Annotated in this window: 15 protein-coding genes and 2 pseudogenes; 7 read left to right on the forward strand and 10 right to left on the reverse strand. The window is 61.2% G+C overall.

The genetic code is table 11. The annotated features are described in order from the left end of the window. Positions 1-52 precede the first annotated feature (52 nt). From REH34_RS12135 to REH34_RS12150, 4 genes are all read right to left on the reverse strand, one after another. Entirely contained in the window at positions 53-1,381 is a 1,329-nt protein-coding gene (locus tag REH34_RS12135) for a DEAD/DEAH box helicase (RefSeq protein ID WP_311971768.1), read from the reverse strand. Positions 1,382-1,478: 97 nt separating this feature from the next. Then, a complete protein-coding gene (locus tag REH34_RS12140) occupies positions 1,479-2,084 on the reverse strand; it encodes a PolC-type DNA polymerase III (RefSeq protein WP_226506345.1) in 606 nt (201 codons plus the stop codon). Between the two features lie 31 nt (positions 2,085-2,115). After that, positions 2,116-2,595 (reverse strand): NYN domain-containing protein, encoded by a 480-nt coding sequence (locus tag REH34_RS12145; RefSeq protein WP_226506344.1) that lies wholly within the window; start codon positions 2,593-2,595, stop codon positions 2,116-2,118. Between the two features lie 486 nt (positions 2,596-3,081). Next, entirely contained in the window at positions 3,082-3,822 is a 741-nt protein-coding gene (locus REH34_RS12150; protein ID WP_311971769.1) for a DUF2076 domain-containing protein, read from the reverse strand. Between the two features lie 199 nt (positions 3,823-4,021). Here REH34_RS12150 and REH34_RS12155 point away from each other — a divergent pair, with 199 nt between their 5' ends. Then, a complete protein-coding gene (locus REH34_RS12155) occupies positions 4,022-4,693 on the forward strand; it encodes a YciC family protein (protein WP_311971770.1) in 672 nt (223 codons plus the stop codon). A gap of 70 nt (positions 4,694-4,763) precedes the next feature. Beyond that, positions 4,764-5,849: an endonuclease/exonuclease/phosphatase family protein gene (locus REH34_RS12160; protein ID WP_311971771.1), complete on the forward strand. Its 1,086-nt coding sequence runs from the start codon at positions 4,764-4,766 to the stop codon at positions 5,847-5,849. A gap of 93 nt (positions 5,850-5,942) precedes the next feature. Here REH34_RS12160 and REH34_RS12165 read toward each other — a convergent pair whose 3' ends face one another. Further along, on the reverse strand, positions 5,943-6,839 hold the full coding sequence (locus REH34_RS12165; RefSeq protein WP_311971772.1) for a LysR family transcriptional regulator: 897 nt from the start codon (positions 6,837-6,839) through the stop codon (positions 5,943-5,945). A gap of 99 nt (positions 6,840-6,938) precedes the next feature. On the opposite strand from REH34_RS12165, the gene REH34_RS12170 reads away from it, so the two are divergent. Continuing rightward, entirely contained in the window at positions 6,939-7,952 is a 1,014-nt protein-coding gene (locus REH34_RS12170) for an NAD(P)-dependent alcohol dehydrogenase (protein WP_311971773.1), read from the forward strand. A gap of 132 nt (positions 7,953-8,084) precedes the next feature. Here REH34_RS12170 and hrpB read toward each other — a convergent pair whose 3' ends face one another. The 4 genes and pseudogenes from hrpB to REH34_RS12185 all read right to left on the reverse strand — a co-directional run bounded on the left by hrpB (position 8,085) and on the right by REH34_RS12185 (position 12,802). Further along, on the reverse strand, positions 8,085-10,613 hold the full coding sequence (gene hrpB / locus REH34_RS12175; protein WP_311971774.1) for an ATP-dependent helicase HrpB: 2,529 nt from the start codon (positions 10,611-10,613) through the stop codon (positions 8,085-8,087). A 699-nt stretch (positions 10,614-11,312) separates the two neighbouring features. Next, positions 11,313-11,422: pseudogene (locus tag REH34_RS30195) on the reverse strand (manganese catalase family protein); the annotation flags it as partial. A 262-nt stretch (positions 11,423-11,684) separates the two neighbouring features. Next, entirely contained in the window at positions 11,685-12,356 is a 672-nt protein-coding gene (locus REH34_RS12180) for a glycosyltransferase (RefSeq protein ID WP_311971775.1), read from the reverse strand. Between the two features lie 149 nt (positions 12,357-12,505). Next, positions 12,506-12,802, reverse strand: coding sequence for a hypothetical protein (locus REH34_RS12185; RefSeq protein ID WP_311972203.1), 297 nt, complete (start codon positions 12,800-12,802; stop codon positions 12,506-12,508). Between REH34_RS12185 and REH34_RS12190 the strand changes: the two genes are divergently transcribed. From REH34_RS12190 to REH34_RS12205, 4 genes and pseudogenes are all read left to right on the forward strand, one after another. Beyond that, positions 12,726-12,893: a PLDc N-terminal domain-containing protein gene (locus tag REH34_RS12190; RefSeq protein ID WP_311972083.1), complete on the forward strand. Its 168-nt coding sequence runs from the start codon at positions 12,726-12,728 to the stop codon at positions 12,891-12,893. The genes REH34_RS12185 and REH34_RS12190 overlap by 77 nt on opposite strands. Positions 12,894-12,949: 56 nt before the next feature. Beyond that, the gene (locus REH34_RS12195) at positions 12,950-13,183 is read left to right on the forward strand and encodes a hypothetical protein (RefSeq protein ID WP_311971776.1); all 234 of its coding nucleotides are present in this window, start codon (positions 12,950-12,952) and stop codon (positions 13,181-13,183) included. Between the two features lie 47 nt (positions 13,184-13,230). Then, positions 13,231-14,544 (forward strand): annotated as a pseudogene (locus REH34_RS12200) (SDR family oxidoreductase). A 101-nt stretch (positions 14,545-14,645) separates the two neighbouring features. Then, positions 14,646-15,161 carry a DUF4142 domain-containing protein gene (locus REH34_RS12205; RefSeq protein WP_311971777.1) on the forward strand — a complete coding sequence of 172 codons (516 nt, stop codon included), beginning with the start codon at positions 14,646-14,648 and terminating at the stop codon, positions 15,159-15,161. Positions 15,162-15,409: 248 nt separating this feature from the next. Here REH34_RS12205 and REH34_RS12210 read toward each other — a convergent pair whose 3' ends face one another. Next, the gene (locus tag REH34_RS12210) at positions 15,410-16,543 is read right to left on the reverse strand and encodes a glycerate kinase (RefSeq protein ID WP_311971778.1); all 1,134 of its coding nucleotides are present in this window, start codon (positions 16,541-16,543) and stop codon (positions 15,410-15,412) included. Positions 16,544-16,577: the final 34 nt, after the last annotated feature.

Here is a 16,577-nt window from a genome sequence, read left to right on the forward strand (position 1 = left end):
TGAGTGGCGGCTGTACCGGCCTCTTAGCGGCCGGCACTGCTTGCATATCATCTCAAGGCTTGCGCTTGCGCGGTCCGGTATTGAACACCGGGACTTTGCGCACAGGCTTGGCCGCAGGCGCCGGCTCACTATCACCGCTATCCACCCATTTGCCCAGGTTGCGTTTGCCGCTGCTGGCCTTGGGCTTTTTCGGCTTCTTCGGTTTTTTCACCACTTCACCGCTGGCGCTGGTTTCCGGCACGCGGTGGTCGGGTTCGAAATCCGGCTCCTGGATGCGTCGCAACGTCTGACGAGTCAGCACTTCAATGGCCGCCAGCAATTGCACTTCATCGGCACAGACCAGCGAGATCGCCTCGCCACTCAAACCCGCGCGCCCGGTACGGCCGATGCGATGCACATAGTCTTCGGCAACGATCGGCAGATCGAAGTTGACCACAGTCGGCAGCTCTTCGATATCCAGCCCGCGCGCGGCGACGTCGGTAGCCACCAGAATCTGTACTTCACTGGCCTTGAACCGATCCAGCGCGCGCTGACGAGTGGCCTGGGGCTTGTCACCATGGATGCCATCAGCGTTGATGCCCAGCCCTTGCAGGCGGTCCACCAGTTCATCGACGCCCTTGCGGGTCTTGGCGAACACCAGCACCTGTTTCCAGTGCTGCTGCTTGAGCAAGTGGATGAACAGCTCCGGCTTGCGCTTTTTATCCACAGTGACGATCCACTGCTTGACCGTGCTGGCCGCCACGTTGCGCGGGCTGACTTCGATGCTCAGCGGGTTGTCGAGCGTTTGCCCGGCCATCGCCCGGATGGCTTCGGAGAACGTCGCAGAAAACAACAGGGTCTGGCGTTTTTTCGGCAGCGCCTTGTAGATATCGCGCAGCTCTTCGGAAAACCCGAGGTCGAGCATGCGGTCGGCTTCATCCAGCACCAGCGTCTGCAGTTGCGAAAACTTGACGGCGTTCTGGCGAAACAGGTCGAGCAAACGGCCAGGGGTGGCCACCAGCAGGTCGACACCTTTGCGCAGCTTCATCATCTGCGGATTGATGCTGACCCCGCCGTACACCGCGTAGGTGCGCAGCGGCAGGTGTTCGGCGTATTCGGCGATGTTGGCGTGGACCTGCTCGGCGAGCTCGCGGGTGGGCACCAGGATCAGCGCGCGGACCGAGTTGGGCGCGACCACGGCGCCTTCCTGGGTCAGGCGCTGCAGCAGCGGCAAACCGAAACCGGCGGTCTTGCCGGTGCCGGTCTGCGCCGCCGCCATCAGGTCGCGGCCGGCCAGCACTGCGGGTATCGCCTGCGCCTGGACGGGCGTAGGGGTCTGATAACCGAGGGTTTCAAGGGCGCGCAACAGGGGTTCGATCAGGCCGAGGGAGGCGAATGTCATGGGTCTACCGTCAGAAATTTCAGCAATGGCGCGCAGTTTACCTGTAAGGCTGCGTTTCGTGTGTCCAGGGTGCATGTGCAACCGCAACAACGCTGACTTACCCGCGATGCCTTTGCAGCACCTCGGCGATCTTCGCCTTGGGGACTTTCTGCAAAGAGCAGAACAATTCATGGCCGACGTTGCTCAAACCGTGGGTCTGGCGCAGTTCGGTGGCCAGGTGCTGCAGCAAGTTGGCGGCCATCTCGGCGTCAGCCATGGCCCGGTGAGCCTGGCCGGTGTGCGGCAGGTTGGCCCAGCGAGTGAGCGTGCCAAGCTTGTGATCGGGAGCGGCCGGCAACAAGCGTCGCGCCAGCAACAGCGAGCAGGCGAACGATTGCGCGCGACGACGACGCACCAGGCCCAGCTCGTAGTCCCAGAACTTCTGGTCGAACGAAGCGTTGTGCGCGACCAACGGAACATCGCCGACGAACTCGGCAACTTCGTTCATCACCTGCGCCGCAGCTGGGGCTTTGCGCACCATGGCCGTGGATATCCCGGTCAGGCCGGTAATGAACGCCGGGATCGGCACGCCAGCGTTCATCAGGCTCTGATAGCGCTCGACGATCTGCCCGCGCTCCAGCATCACCACGGCGATTTCGGTGGCGCGGCAGGCACCCGGCGACAGCCCGGTGGTTTCAAAGTCGATGACGGCTATACGGTCCACAACAGCTCCAGCAGGATCAATTTCAAGGCTTTCAATTTCGCAGCAGCAGCCCGCCGTCTATCGGCACATAACGGCTGGCGGCGCGAATCAGCGAATTGGCGGTCAGCCCCGGCACGCCGTAGGCCACCGCATTGACCCCATGCTTGCCGATGATACGTTCGAGCAGCAGGTCGAAATCACCATCGCCCGAGGCCAGCACCACCTCGTCGACATGAGGCGCGGCGTCCATGATATCGATGGTAATGCCCACATCCCAGTCCCCTTTGGCGGAACCGTCGCTGCGCTGGATATACGGCTTGAGTTTCACCACGAAGCCCAGATTGCGCAGGATCTGCTGGAACTGTTGCTGTTTGCTGTCGCCACGATCGATGGCATAGGCGTACGCCTCGACGATCTCGCCGTGCTGGCTGATATCGGCCCACAGGGCGGCATAGTTGAAATGGCAACCGTATGCCTGACGCACCGTGTAATAGAGGTTCTGTACGTCGGCGAACACCGCGATTCTCTTCACCGCTCGTCCTCGTGAACATTGACCGCTGGGGCGAGCATTGCAACCAATGCCCGAAAGAGGCGCCAGTATGCCAGTCTGGGGAGGGTTGCTGTGAATTCGCTGCTGGGTATCGGCAGTTTTATCGGGCGCCTGTTATGGCCTCATCGCGGGCAAGCCTTGCTCCCACAATGGTGCGGTGTACGCCTGTGGGAGCAAGGCTTGCCCGCGAAGACGGCTGCATGCCCGACACCAATACCCACACAAAAAACCGGCCTCATCTCCCACAATGGTGCGGTGTACGCCTGTGGGAGCAAGGCTTGCCCGCGAAGACGGCTGCATGCCCGACACCAATACCCACACAAAAAACCGGCCTCATCTCCCACAATGGTGCGGTGTACGCCTGTGGGAGCAAGGCTTGCCCGCGAAGACGGCTGCATGCCTGACACTAATACCCACACAAAAAACCGGCCTCATCTAGAGGCCGGTCCTGTGCAACAAGGCAATCAATCAAACGAAACTATCATCGTCATCCGAGAAGAAGCCGCTGCCGCCATCATCGTAACCACTGTCGACAATACCACCCTGGTCGTTGTTGCCCCAGCTGTCGTTATTGCTCAGGCGTTGCTGTTCTTCACCGCCACCGCCGCCCCAGTCGTTGGACTGGGCAGGCGACTCCTGCAACACCTCGACAATTTCCTGAGGCTGGGAGTTGTGATGGAACAGGCTGCTGATACCTTCAGCGAGCATCACCCCACCGGCCACGCCCGCCGCCGTCTGCAGCGCGCCACGCATGAAACCGCCACCCGCCGGCGCGGCCGCAGGCGCTGGCTGGGCATATTGCTGCTGCGGAGCTTGAGGCGGCGGCGCGGCATAACGCGGCGCCGGCTCACGCCATCCGCCGGTCGAGGGCGCCGGAGCAGCAGGCGCCGAATCACGAGAGCCGCTGCCGAAGATGCTCGACAGGAAACCACCACCGCCGCTGCTCGTCGCCGGGGCGGCCTGAGCCTGCAGCTGCGCTTGAGCCTGGGCCAGATCGGCCTGCAGCTTTTTGTTCTGCTCATCGAGACGCTTTATGGCCGCTTCCTGCACCAGAATCGACTGGGCCATGTAATAGGCCACGTTCGGCTGAGCGGTCACGTGTTCCTTGATCCGCTCCTGCGCCTGTGCGTCGCGCGGGCCTGAGTCCTTTTCGGCTTGTTGCAACCGGGAAAACAGTCCATCGATCAGGGTTTGTTCATCGCTGTTCATGGCGACCTCGTCAGATTGCCGGAATTGATCCGACCGGGTTCACGGTGAACCGGGTACAGAGGATTAATGGGGCAGCATGGGCACCGATTCAATAGCCCGGCCCCATGAAAGATTATTTACTGCACAGGTGACAGCGGTTGGAGGGCTCTGGCGCATCGTCTACAGTGTGCAATTGCTTTGACTCTGAATTTTTTGACCCATGAATCCACTCAGCGTTCTGCGCGACTCGCTTTACTTCTCCCAACGCAATCTGTGGGCCATTGCCCAACTGTGCCTGCCGCTGCTGGTGCTTGAATCGCTGGGCCGGCAACTGGTGGGGCATCTGGTCGGCCCGGACGGCTCGCCCGTGTTCGAGGTCATGGTCGGGCTGCTGTTCTACCCGCTGTACACCGGGGCGCTGATCCTGTTTCTCGATGCGCGCAGCAATGGCGATACGCCGCGCCATCGCGACCTGCTGGCCGTTGCCCTGCGGATCTGGCCGCCCTACGCCTTGCTGGCCGCCATCAGCACGCTGCTGATCATGCTCGGCATGTCGTTGTTCATCCTGCCGGGGTTGTGGGTGATGGCCAAACTGGCGTTTTCCGAGTACTTGCTGGTGCTGCGCGGGCTGACGCCGCTGGCTGCCATCAAGCAGAGTCTGGAACTGAGCCGCGGGCGTTTCTGGCAGATCATGGCCTGCATCCTTGCAGCGCTGATCCCCCTGTGGCTGCTGGATGACGCCAGCGGCATGCTCTACCCCGCCGGCCAGAACCCGCTGGTGGACCTGATCATCGACAGCCTCAACAGTTTTTTGCAGCTGTTCACCAGCGTGGTGATGTTCCGCCTGTTCATGCTGGTCACCGAACCCGACCTGGACAACAGCACCGCCTGAAGCACGGGTGTGCAGCGGCCCCCAGCGTCGGTTATGCTCGGGAGATGATCTTGACCGACCTGCCTCGCCCATGAGCCGACTGCTGCGCTACACCTTGATCCTGATTGCCCTGGCCATACTGCTGGTGTTTTTGGCCATACACGCAGTGAGCTGGCGACCGCCGGCACGGCAGAACATCGCCGTGCAGTGTCATGCTGGCGCCCCCGAACTGGCCGCAGGCCAAGGCCTCAAGGTGATGACCTGGAACGTGCAGTTCCTGGCCGGCAAGCGCTATGTGTTCTGGTACGAGCTGGCCGACGACCGCGGCCCGGATGATCGCGCCACCAGCGCCGACCTCGCCTATAACCTTGATGAAGTGTCGCGCGTCATCCGCGACGAGCAACCGGACGTGGTCCTGCTGCAGGCCGTGGACAAGGGCGCCAAGTCCAGCGATTACCAGGATCAACTGGCCTTGATCCGTGAACGCCTCGCCGACCTCTACCCCTGTTCCGCCCAGGCCTATGAGTGGAAGGCCGACTTCGACCCCAGCACGCACGTCTTCGGCAGCGTCGGCCGCACGCTGGCGACCCTGAGCCGCTACCGCATCGAGCACGCCGAGCGCCTGCAACTGCCGCAACGCACCGAAGGCAATCCCTTCAAGCTGCCGTTCGCGCCCCAACGCGCGCTGCTCAACGTCTACCTGCCGATCCAGGGCGGTGGTCAACTGGCGGTGCTCAACACGCGCCTTGATCGCTATGCCGCCGGGCGGGATACGCAACTGCGTCAACTGCAGGCCGTCAGCCAGCAGCTCGATCAACTGGAAGCACATGGCGAAACCTGGCTGATCGGCGGTGATTTCGAACTGCTGCCACTGGGCCAGCGCCAGCGTCTGGCACTTGACCAACAGCAACGCTATTCAGCGGACGCCGATCTGCACCTGCTGTGGGACAAGTACCCGATGATCCCCAGCAATGCCGAGGTCGGCAGTGTCGATCGCGCGCAATGGCTGACGCATTATCCCAACGGTCAGACGGGGGATAGCCCGGATCGGACGGTGGATTATCTGTTCCATAGCCCACGGATTACGCGCCAGGAGGCGATGGTGAGGCAGGATGATACGTTGGAGATATCCGATCATTTGCCGGTGTTGGCAACCTTTCAGTTGCCACCTCGGTAATCCTGTAGCGTGGGGGCTTGCCCCCCGATACGCGGTGAATCATGGACGCTGCGGTTACGCGAACGATTGCGGCGCCGCATCTGCAGACCCTCGCTACAGGGGCGAACCGAACCGTTCGACCATGAAGCGGATAAAGCTGCGCAGCTTCGGCGAGCCCTGACGATCCGGCAGATACAGCACATGCAGCGGCCGCGCCGGCGCGCAGTACTCCGGCAACACCCGTTGCAATCGCCCCGATTCGATATCCCGCTCGACTACCACCTGCGGCAGCAGCGTGATCCCCATGCCCGCCAACGCGGCCTCACGCAGCGCGGGGCCGTTGTCCATCTGCACCCGGCCCTTGATCCTGACCCCGTGCTCGCCATCCGGCCCGACCAGCCGCCACAGCGAAAGCGCCGAGCGAGTCGCGTACTGGTAGGTCAGACAATCATGATCCACCAACTGCGCGGGATGGCTCGGCGCTGGGCGCGCCTGCAGATAGGCCGGGGCCGCACACACCACTAGATCATGGGGCTGGAGCATTTGGGCAATGAGGCCGGAATCCGGCAGCTCGCCAATGCGTATCGCCGCCTCGAAGCCCTCCTCAAGCAAATCCACCAGGCGGTCGGTAAAGCTGATCTCCAGCTCGACCTTGGGATATTGCGCCAGGTATTCCTGCAGCGCGGGCATCAAGCGCTCGGCCCCGAACGCATGGGGAATGGTCACACGCAAGCGCCCTTGCGGCTCGGCCCGGGCGCTGGACGCCAAGGTCTCCGAAGCCTGCACCAGCCCGAGGATTTCCGCACAGCGGTCGTAGTAATGGGCGCCAAATGCGGTGAGATGCTGCTGACGCGTGGTGCGATTGAGCAACTGCATGCCAACGTGTTCTTCCAGCGCGCGCAGATGATTACCCACCATGGTCGGCGTCAGGCCGGCCTCATCGGCGGCGGCGGTCAAGCTGCCTTTGTCGACGGCGAGCACGAACAGCTGCATGGACTTGAGCAGGTTCATTGGCAAATTTTCCTTGGGAGTCCTGCAAGCTATAGCCCATTTATCAATTTTTCCAAAGCAATAGCATGGATGGTACGCCCCACCCACTTGGAGAAAGACATGCACAGCTATCGATTCGACAGCCCTTCCCTCGACGGCCTGCGCCTGCACGATGAACCAATGCCCGTGCCCCAGCGCGGCGAATTGCTACTGCGCGTCCATGCGGTCTCGCTCAATTATCGCGACTTGGCCTTGATCAACGGGCGCATTCTCAAGCCCGCGATGGCCAACGGCATTCCCGTCAGCGATGCTTCGGCCGAAGTGGTCGAGGTGGGTGAAGATGTCGATGATTTTCGCCCCGGCGATCGCGTGGTCAGCCTGTTCCACCCCCGCTGGTTCGGCGGGCGCAAAGTGGCGGAGCGGGCGATTGGCAGCTACGGCTACAACCGCGACGGCTGGTTGACCGCATTCAAGGTAGTGTCCCGCGAGGCCGTGGTGCGCCTGCCGGATGGGCTGAGCCATGAGCAAGGCGCGACGCTGCCCTGCGCAGCGGTCACTGCGTGGAATTCAGTCAATGGCCAGCTGCCGGTCGGCCCGGGGCAAACGGTACTGACGCTGGGGACCGGCGGGGTGTCGGTGTTTGCGCTGCAATATGCCAAGGCCATGGGCGCGCGGGTGATCGCTACGACGTCTTGCGCGGATAAAGCGCAGCGCCTCAGGGCTCTCGGCGCCGATGAGGTGATCAATTATCGCGATACGCCTGACTGGGGCTTGATGGTGCGTGAATTGACCGGTGGCCAAGGCGTGGATCGGGTGGTCGAGGTCGGCGGGCCAGCCACCCTCAAGCAATCGCTGCGGGCGGTGGCCTTTCATGGCGAGGTAGTGCTGGTGGGCTTTCTCGGCGAAACCGGCGCGCCGCTGGATTACTTCGATCTGATGGGGGCGGGAGCGAGTTTGCGCTCGACCAATGTGGGCGATCGGTCGTTGCTGGAGGCCTGTGTGCAGGCGACAGCGCAGGGGCAGATAGCGCCAGTGATAGATCAAGTGTTCGGTTTTGCCGAGGCGCGGGCGGCGTTCGAGCATCTGCGCAGTGGGACGCATTTTGGCAAGGTGGTGATTCGGGTTGCTGGTTGATTCACCAGGCTTGTGGGTTTAACCCTGTGGCAAGGGGCTTGCTCCCGATACGTTGCGTCAGACAACACATTTGCGACTGACGCACCGTATCGGGAACAGCCCCCTCGCCACTAGCAACTCTGGCCCAAACGGTTATTTCCGCGGTTTTATCCGCGCGGTCGCCTCAGCCACCAACGGATCGTCCGGCCAATAATGCTTCGGATACCGGCCCTTCAAATCCTTCTTCACCTGCTCATAGGTATTGGCCCAGAAACTCGCCAGATCCTGCGTCACCTGCACCGGCCGACGCGCCGGGGACAGCAGATGCAACAGCACCGGCTGCCGGCCCTGAGCCACGCTTGGGGTCTGCGCCAGCCCGAACAGTTCCTGCAAACGCACCGCCAACACCGGCGGCGTTTCGCTGTAGTCCAGACGCACAGACGAGCCCGACGGCACCGACAGATGCTGCGGAGCATGCTCGTCGAGGCGTTGCGGCAACGGCCAGGGCAGCAGGTTGCGGATGATCGAGGACAGGTCCAACTGCGCAAAATGACTCAGGCGCGAAACCTTGCCCAGATAGGGCTGCAGCCAGTCTTCCAGATTCGCCAACAAGGCTTCGTCGCTGATATCCGGCCAGTCGCTCGGCTTGCCGGCGGCCACATCCAGACTGCGCAGCAAGCCAACACGCGCCTGCCACTGGCGCAGCTCCGGCGTCCACGGCAGCAACGCCAGGCCCTTGCGCCGAACCAGCCCGAGCAACGCGCGCGCCCGGGCGTCGGCATCCAGGCCGGTCAAGGGTTCGCGGCTGAGGATCAGCGCGCCGACCTTGCGCTGGCGCTCGGCGACCATCACGCCTTCGCGCTCGTCCCAGTCCAGTTGCTCGACGCTGCGCACCTGTTCGGCCAAGACATCATCGAACAGTTGCGGATCGAAATCGGTGGCCAGGTAGATGCGCTCTTCGCGCTGGCCCTGACGGCTGCCGAGGTCGGCGATAACGATCCATTCGTTTTTCATCAGGGCATCGGCCTCGCCAAACAATGCGGCGCGGCCGTTGGCCAGACGGTATTCGGCGCCACCGGGGCGGCGTTGATGGGCGACGCGATCTGGATAGGCCAAGGCCAATAGGGCACCTAACCAGCGAGTGTGCTCAGGATCAGGGACGGCCAGGGAGGCGAGCCGCTTCGGCAAATACCCGCGATACTGCCGCGCCAACTGCTTGATCCGCTGCACCCCACCTTGCGCCCCGCGAGCCGCGCGCTGCTCGCCGCTCAACAACGCCAGACGGCTATGCAGATCGGCACCCGCACCCCGCAAAATGTCACGTTCGCCAAGCATCGCCGCCACATCACAGGCTAACTCAGCCAGCCCCAGCGCCTGCCCACGCAACAACAGATGAGCGATACGCGGATGCGCGGGCAATTGCGCCATGGCCTGGCCGTGAGGCGTTAGCGTGGTGTCGCCTTGCTCCGCCACTGCCCCCAGGCGCTGCAACAAATCCCCCGCCTGTGCATAAGCGGCGGCCGGTGGCGCATCCAACCACGCCAATTGGTCCGGCGTCACGCCCCAGCGCGCCAGTTGCAACGCCAGCCCGGCGAGGTCCGCCTGCAGGATTTCGGGACTGCCATAGGCGGCCAACTGCTCGTGCTGCGCCTCCGACCACAAGCGATAACACACGCCCGGCTCCAGCCGCCCTGCCCGGCCGGCCCGCTGGGTCGCACTGGCGCGAGAAATGCGCTGAGTATCAAGCCGGGTCATGCCGCTGTTAGGGTCGAAACGCGGCACCCGCGCCAGCCCGGCATCGATCACCACCCGCACCCCATCGATGGTCAAACTGGTTTCAGCGATGTTGGTGGCCAGTACCACCTTGCGCTTGCCGAGCGGCGCTGGATCGATGGCCGCCCGCTGCGCGTTCAGGTCCAGCTCGCCGTGCAGCGGGCAGATCAGCACGTCGTCGCGCCCGGTCAGTGCCTCACTCAATTGCTGCGCGACGCGGCGGATCTCGGCCTGGCCCGGCAGGAACACCAGCAGGCTGCCGGACTCGTCGTTCAGAGCATCGAGCACGGTGCTGTACACGCGCGGCTCGATATATTCACCCGCCGCGAACGGCTTGCCCCAGCGCGTAACCACCGGAAACATCCGCCCCTCGCTGCGGATCACCGGGGCATTATCGAGCAAGGCCGATAGCCGCTCGCCTTCCAGGGTCGCGGACATCAGCAAGATCTTTAGCGGTGGATCATCGCGCAGCAGCTCGCGGCCGTTCAGGCTCAAGGCCAGGGCCAAGTCGGCGTCGAGGCTGCGTTCGTGGTATTCGTCGAAAATCAACAGGCCGACGCCTTCCAGCGCCGGATCATCCTGCAAGCGCCGAGTGAGAATCCCTTCGGTGACCACTTCTATGCGGGTGCGCGGGCCGATACGGCTTTCAAGGCGGATGCGATAACCCACCGTCTCGCCGACCTTCTCGCCCAACTCACTGGCCAGGCGTTCGGCGGCGGCGCGGGCGGCCAGGCGCCGGGGTTCGAGCATGAGGATGGTCTGGTCGCCGAGCCACGCCTCGCCGAGCATCGCCAGCGGCACGCGGGTGGTCTTGCCAGCGCCGGGTGGCGCTTCGAGGACCGCTTCGTGGCGAGTGGACAAGGCATGGCGCAGCGCTGGCAAGGCCGCGTCGATGGGTAAGGATTGCATACAGGGCTCCCGGGTAGGGCGGGGAGTATAACGTGACAGCGAACACGGTCGCTGGTCGCGGCAGGGATGGCAGCTACCTGCCCCCGCACAGATCCGTAAGTGGGGAACTACTGCATACGGCCCCTGCCTTGGGTACGTGACGCAAAGCGATCCTCAGGACGGATCAAGGGGCATAGCCGCGATCCATCATGCTGGTGGGCATACCATGGTGTTACCTCCCGGTTCACGCGCCAGTCGTGGGATACCGGCAAACGCCAGCGCGTTCGACGGGCTGGTAACAGTGACTGGCAGCGGCTCTAACCCAGCAGCCGCTATAGTACTGCTGGTATCAGGTAATCCAGAAAAGATGGCGGCGGTCTGAGGACGCAGTAGTACGTGCCATGTTTTCACCTTATCTATAGATATTGCGTTGGATTTGTATGGGTGGTCCTGCTTGAGCCGACGGATCAATCGGTTCGAAAGTCGTGGCTCACATCTGGGCGGTCGGAGAGGTCGTTGGGTAATAGAGTCCCGACGCCAAATACCTTCACAGCTATCGAAACCTGCAAACCTCTACATGCCAATCGAGAGTCCACATTAAAACCGGCTACAGCGCGGCTCATCCAATCCGGAAACTCGTCCGGTGCCTTTTCAACTTTACCTTTATTCATCATTAATCCCTCTGAGATCCCGCGACCATTAGAAGTCGCAGGGTATTTCTTAGGCGTCTTTGCCTTGAACCAGACCGGACCCAAGGTCTGCACCGGTGACGGGACTGCTCATTGGATCGACATTGTGCGTGTCTTCATGGCCTCCAAGGCATGCATGTCCGCGATCTATTTGGAGAAGGTGCCGCTTCGCTCGATGACGCGGGAGGAAATGCAGCAGCGACGTCAGGTAATGAGAGCTATCGCTCTGACTGCCGATCCATAAATTTTTCGGCGAGGAGACGAAGGGCGTGCCCGTATTCGTTCAATGGAAATTTTCTATGGTGGGGGTAAGCGATATCTAACTGGAGTCGCTGCCGCAAGATCATGGCAGAGTCCATTTCTTGCAAATGCCTCAGCAGACCGATGCCCCGTATCGTTGCCATCATCCAATGTCTAGGCTGGGAGTGACTACCAGCGACCGGAGGTAGTCTCCAAATCCTTCTCGACAACGACAGTCAATTCGAGCGCTAGTAGTTACGCAGTTCTTCGTTGTCCACTTGATCGTTGCACCTGATGCCTCCAAATCGGCAACCAGAATCACATCTTCGTGAGCTGGCAACGGTTTGAAACCCCCGACTCGCAGGTAGGATTGCGCGCTGACACCCAGATTGGCCCCATGGATATGCCGGTGCCCCTCGACAGGGGTGTACAAGGAATCGTACCGGGTGCGAACGGGGTCAGGATGTAAAGACCAGTCATCGACTTTGACCGTACCGCAAACGGCATCAGTAGCGCAGTCCAATTGATCCGCTAACCAGGAAGGGGGTACAAGCGTGTCGGCGTCGGTAAAGGCAAGCCAGCGCGCACCTTGGCTCAACATGGCATCCGCACCTGCAGCCCTCGATTTTCCTACGTTGTGGAAATCCACGCTCAACGCCTGAACTGGATAGCTGCTAACGACTTGGGCAGTGCCGTCCGTGCAGGCGTCCATGACAATGACGATCCGAACAGGCTCACCGTCAAGCGCCGGATGAGCCGCAGCAGCAATCAGTGATTCGATGCATCCGGAGATAAAATCTTGTTCGTTATGCGCGGGGACAATGATTGCGATCATGGGCAAATCACCTGGGCGTTCCGACGTCGTGCTGGTTAAGGTCAAAAATCTGACCTATCTATCGAACGTTCGTTACAGATAGATATGACCAGCGGCGGTCGATTTAGCCCGCCATTCGTCGCCCGGCACCTTGCGCACAGCGACAGCACTCACGAGTCCGCTTGAACGAAATCCAGCGGATAAATCTCTTTTTTACTGGTGCCCATACGCACTCGCCCTGCTAGCGAGCGGCAGTCCACCGACTGGAAGCCCGGTGGAACTTGCCAGAGGCGGTATCCCTCTTCTGTAAGTGACCCATTACAAAAGGGATAGACCATGGAAATTTCAATTTTCTGGACGGCTTTGGCCGTGATTATTCTCCTGCTGGACATCTTTGTCTTGGCTAGTGTTTGGCGCAGCACAAAGAGCTCCAGCACCAAGCTTGGCTGGACAATATTGATCTTCATCTTGCCGCTAGTTGGATTGGGCATTTGGGGAATTGCAGGGCCAAGAGGCGTAGCTATCCCACCGACATCCGACAGCCACAGTAAAGGCTGAAGTCGATTCCATAAAAGCCTTCCGGCGCTGTCTGGCGCAGGTTAACGGAGACAACAATGTCAGATCCAAACTTGAACGATCTAGCAGGCGGCAGCAGTTACCCGCCCGAAAGCACCGATCCATTGAGCCCGGGCCGCACTGATTTGAACCCCAGTGATGAACCTGGCATAGATGATTTGCCTGATAACGACGGCGATACGCCAGAGGAAGAATCCCCCACCCCGTATGAGGAAGGTGTGCCCGACATGGATCCCGATAACGCTGAAATGGATGAGTCAAACCCCCGATAGCCTGAAGTTGCCACCCTCACTTATGCATCTACGAAAGGAGGCCAACCATGTTCAACCCAGCCACAGGTATGAAACCAGGCGAGCGCTACCGCGTGGAAAGCCTGGAGCGCACCCATCAGTTCACCGGTTTTTTCCTTGATGGCAAGTATTACCTCGACCCTGACCTGCTGACGGCTGTGGGTTGGCTGGAGGAGCAGCAGTTCCTTTATGACGATCTCGATGTTGCTGGGGAACCTGTGTTCCCGGATAGGGTGGCGGGGACTATCGATGGCCTCACGCTTACTCTAGTCGACGGGGCGGCCCTCTCTCTTACCAAGATCGACGTCGTCATCCCGTCTGAACCTGCGAATGAAAGCGGCCCTGCTCTCCCCGGCAGGCCCGTCGGCAGCATCCCTGGGCCCTAGTATGGAAAGGTAGTGGTCATTACCGGTGCCTCCAGTGGCATTGGCAGAGCCGCCGCGAAGGCATTTGGATGCAAGGGTGCACGCCTGGTGCTGGCCGCGCGTGATGAAGAGGCCTTGTTTGACGTTCTGGATGAATGCACGGAATGCGGCACCGATGCCGTCGCCGTCCTCACTGATGTCACCAGCAGTGAACAGATGCGGGCCTTGGCCGACAGTGCCGCAGCATTTGGTCATGGCCGGATCGATATCTGGATCAATAACGCTGGGGTAGGTGCCGTCGGTAGCTTTGAAGAAACGCCACTCGCCGCTCACGAACAGGTAATTCAAACCGACTTGATTGGCTATTTAAGGGGGGCCTATGTTGCGTGGCCCTATTTCAAGGCACAGCAATCCGGGATTCTCATCAACACGTTGTCTGTAGGTAGCTGGGTACCGCAGCCGTATGCAGCCGCGTACTCGGCGAGCAAATTCGGTTTACGGGGCTTGACCGAGGCGTTGCGAGGTGAGCTCACCGACTCGCCCGACATCCATATCTGCGATATCTACCCCGCGGTAATGGACACACCGGGCTTTCGAGACGGCGGTAATTTCACCGGTCACGCGCTCAAGCCGCCACCGCCGGTGTACGACCCTCATCTGGTGGCAAAAGCGATGGTTGCCTGCGCTGTCAAACCGCGGGCCAGCACCACGGTTGGAAGCGCCGCACGGGCAGCCCGCCTAGCGCACTTTCTCGTGCCTGGTTTCGGCTACCTATCCGGATGGCTCACCCGACGTGGAATACAGCGCAGCGCCCCGGCCTCCCGATCATCAGGCAACTTGTTTGCGCCTACAGACTTTATACGAAGCGTGGAAGGCGGATGGCGCAAGGCCAAGCCTGGCCACCGGATATTGATTGGGCTTGCTGCGGTGGCGCTCATAGGCGGCTGTGCAGGAGCACTGCTGCGAAAACGGCGTTGATCGTGCCATGAAGATGCGATGAAACCACGTCCGTCACGAATGGGTCAGATGAGGTGAGTCTGGAAACTCAGACGTTTAAAAACAATTAAAAGGACTGAATCATGAAAAACAAATTCTATGCTGCCGCCCTAGCCATCTCTGTATCCCTGGCTTCCCACGCCGCTTTTGCCGCGACCGACGCTGATGACTTTGTGGAAGACGCTTCAGCCAAGGGAGTAGCAGAAGTAGAAGCAGGGAAACTTGCCCAGGAAAAAGGTACCGCTGCCGATGTGAAAGCTTTCGGCGCCATGATGGTCAAAGACCACACAGCTGCCAATGAAAAGCTGAAATCCATTGCCGACCAGAAGAAGCTCGAGGTGTCTACAGACGCCGAGCTATTGGACAAGGCTAAAGCGATGATCCTGGATCTACGCTCGGCCAAATCATTCGACCAAGCCTACGCTAACAACCAGGTCAAGGCGCATGAAGCGACCATCGAAATCTTCGAGGACGAAATCAAGAATGGGGATGATGCTCAGCTGAAGGCCTTCGCCACCGAAACCCTGCCAAAGCTGAAGGCGCACCTTGAGCAAGCCAAAACCTTGGCCAAGGCTCATGGCGGCGATGCCGGCCAATAATCCACACTGCCGGAAATGTCCTGTAATCCGAAGGACATTACCGGCAATTTCACCGGCTTCTTTTGGCGATACAACTCACCGTCCCTCGCCGCTCGAAGCCTTATCATGAAGCTGCTGTGTCTGCTCCATGGCGTATCTGGTGCGAAGAAGAAGCTTGTTCCACTCGGCGATTGCGAATCCGATCTAGCTAGCGCGATTCAGAAACACCCGAGCGAACGCAGAGCCCGCTTCCACAGGCACATCGCTACCTATTTTTTTAACCGCCACAACCGCACCACATCCCGCGCCCGCTCGCGCAATAACCGTGGCGCATCAGCACAGGCATCCGCCAAGGTCATCGGCCCGGAGACGATGGCGAACGCGGCATCGATGCCATGCTCGTACAACGCCTGATAGCCCTCGCCCAAGGTCCCCGCCAGGATCACCACCGGCACGCCGTGGCGCTGGGCCAAACGGGCCACGCCCATAGGGGTCTTGCCGCGCAGCGTCTGGGCGTCGCAGCGGCCTTCGCCGGTGATGACCAGATCGGCGCCTCGGGCCTTGTCTTCCAGATCGACCAAGTCCGCGACCACCTCGACACCCGGGCGAAATTCGGCACCCAGAAATGCCTTGGCCGCGAAGCCCATACCCCCAGCGGCGCCCGCCCCGGGCTCATCACGCAGATCGTGATCGAGCACCTGGGCGCAGCAGTCGGCGAAGTGCACCAAGGCGTGGTCCAAGGCCTCGATCTGCTGGGGATTGGCGCCCTTCTGGCGGCCGAAAATGAACGACGCGCCGTGGGGCCCGCACAGCTGATTATCGACGTCGGCGGCGACGGAAAAGTGCAGCGCTTGCAAGCGTGGATCGAAGTGCGTCAGGTCGACCTGCGACAGTTGCGCCAATGCCACGCCGCCGGGGGGCAGTTCACTGCCGGAGAAATCGTAGAAGCGCACGCCCAGCGCCCGCAGCATGCCGGCGCCACCATCGTTGGTGGCGCTGCCGCCGATGGTGAGGATGATTTTCTCCGCCCCGGCCTCTACCGCTTCGAGGATCAATTGCCCGGTGCCGTAAGTGCAGCTGTGGGACGCGTCGCGTTGCTCCAGGGTGAGCAGTTGCAGGCCGCTGGCTTCGGCCATTTCGATGATGGCCGTGCGCGATTCTGGCAGCCAACCCCAGTGGGCGATGACCTCTGTGCCTAGCGGGCCGCGGACCGAGGCACGGCGACGCTCGCCGGGTAACACGGCGAGGATGGCATCGACAGTGCCTTCGCCGCCGTCGGCCATGGGGCACAGGATCAGCTCGGCATCCGGGAATGCGTCGCGCACGCCTTGCGCGATGGCGTTGGCGACGCCTTCGGCGCTGAGGCTGTCTTTGAAGGAGTCAGGGGCGATGACGATTTTCATTGAGCGCTCCAGGGGTTGTTATTGTAGGAAATAG

The sequence above is a fragment of the Pseudomonas baltica genome (assembly GCF_031880315.1).
Classification (GTDB): domain Bacteria; phylum Pseudomonadota; class Gammaproteobacteria; order Pseudomonadales; family Pseudomonadaceae; genus Aquipseudomonas.

Excerpts from the sequence above, each read along its gene's own strand:
- REH34_RS12185 (WP_311972203.1), bottom strand. The coding sequence starts at position 12,802 with ATGAAGATCAATATTGTCCAGCCAAGCTTGGTGCTGGAGCTCTTTGTG.
- REH34_RS12160 (WP_311971771.1), top strand. The coding sequence starts at position 4,764 with ATGAGCCGACTGCTGCGCTACACCTTGATCCTGATTGCCCTGGCCATA.
- REH34_RS12180 (WP_311971775.1), bottom strand. The coding sequence starts at position 12,356 with ATGATCGCAATCATTGTCCCCGCGCATAACGAACAAGATTTTATCTCC.
- REH34_RS12170 (WP_311971773.1), top strand. The coding sequence starts at position 6,939 with ATGCACAGCTATCGATTCGACAGCCCTTCCCTCGACGGCCTGCGCCTG.
- REH34_RS12150 (WP_311971769.1), bottom strand. The coding sequence starts at position 3,822 with ATGAACAGCGATGAACAAACCCTGATCGATGGACTGTTTTCCCGGTTG.
- REH34_RS12165 (WP_311971772.1), bottom strand. The coding sequence starts at position 6,839 with ATGAACCTGCTCAAGTCCATGCAGCTGTTCGTGCTCGCCGTCGACAAA.
- REH34_RS12155 (WP_311971770.1), top strand. The coding sequence starts at position 4,022 with ATGAATCCACTCAGCGTTCTGCGCGACTCGCTTTACTTCTCCCAACGC.
- REH34_RS12210 (WP_311971778.1), bottom strand. The coding sequence starts at position 16,543 with ATGAAAATCGTCATCGCCCCTGACTCCTTCAAAGACAGCCTCAGCGCC.
- hrpB (WP_311971774.1), bottom strand. The coding sequence starts at position 10,613 with ATGCAATCCTTACCCATCGACGCGGCCTTGCCAGCGCTGCGCCATGCC.
- REH34_RS12135 (WP_311971768.1), bottom strand. The coding sequence starts at position 1,381 with ATGACATTCGCCTCCCTCGGCCTGATCGAACCCCTGTTGCGCGCCCTT.
- REH34_RS12205 (WP_311971777.1), top strand. The coding sequence starts at position 14,646 with ATGAAAAACAAATTCTATGCTGCCGCCCTAGCCATCTCTGTATCCCTG.
- REH34_RS12195 (WP_311971776.1), top strand. The coding sequence starts at position 12,950 with ATGTCAGATCCAAACTTGAACGATCTAGCAGGCGGCAGCAGTTACCCG.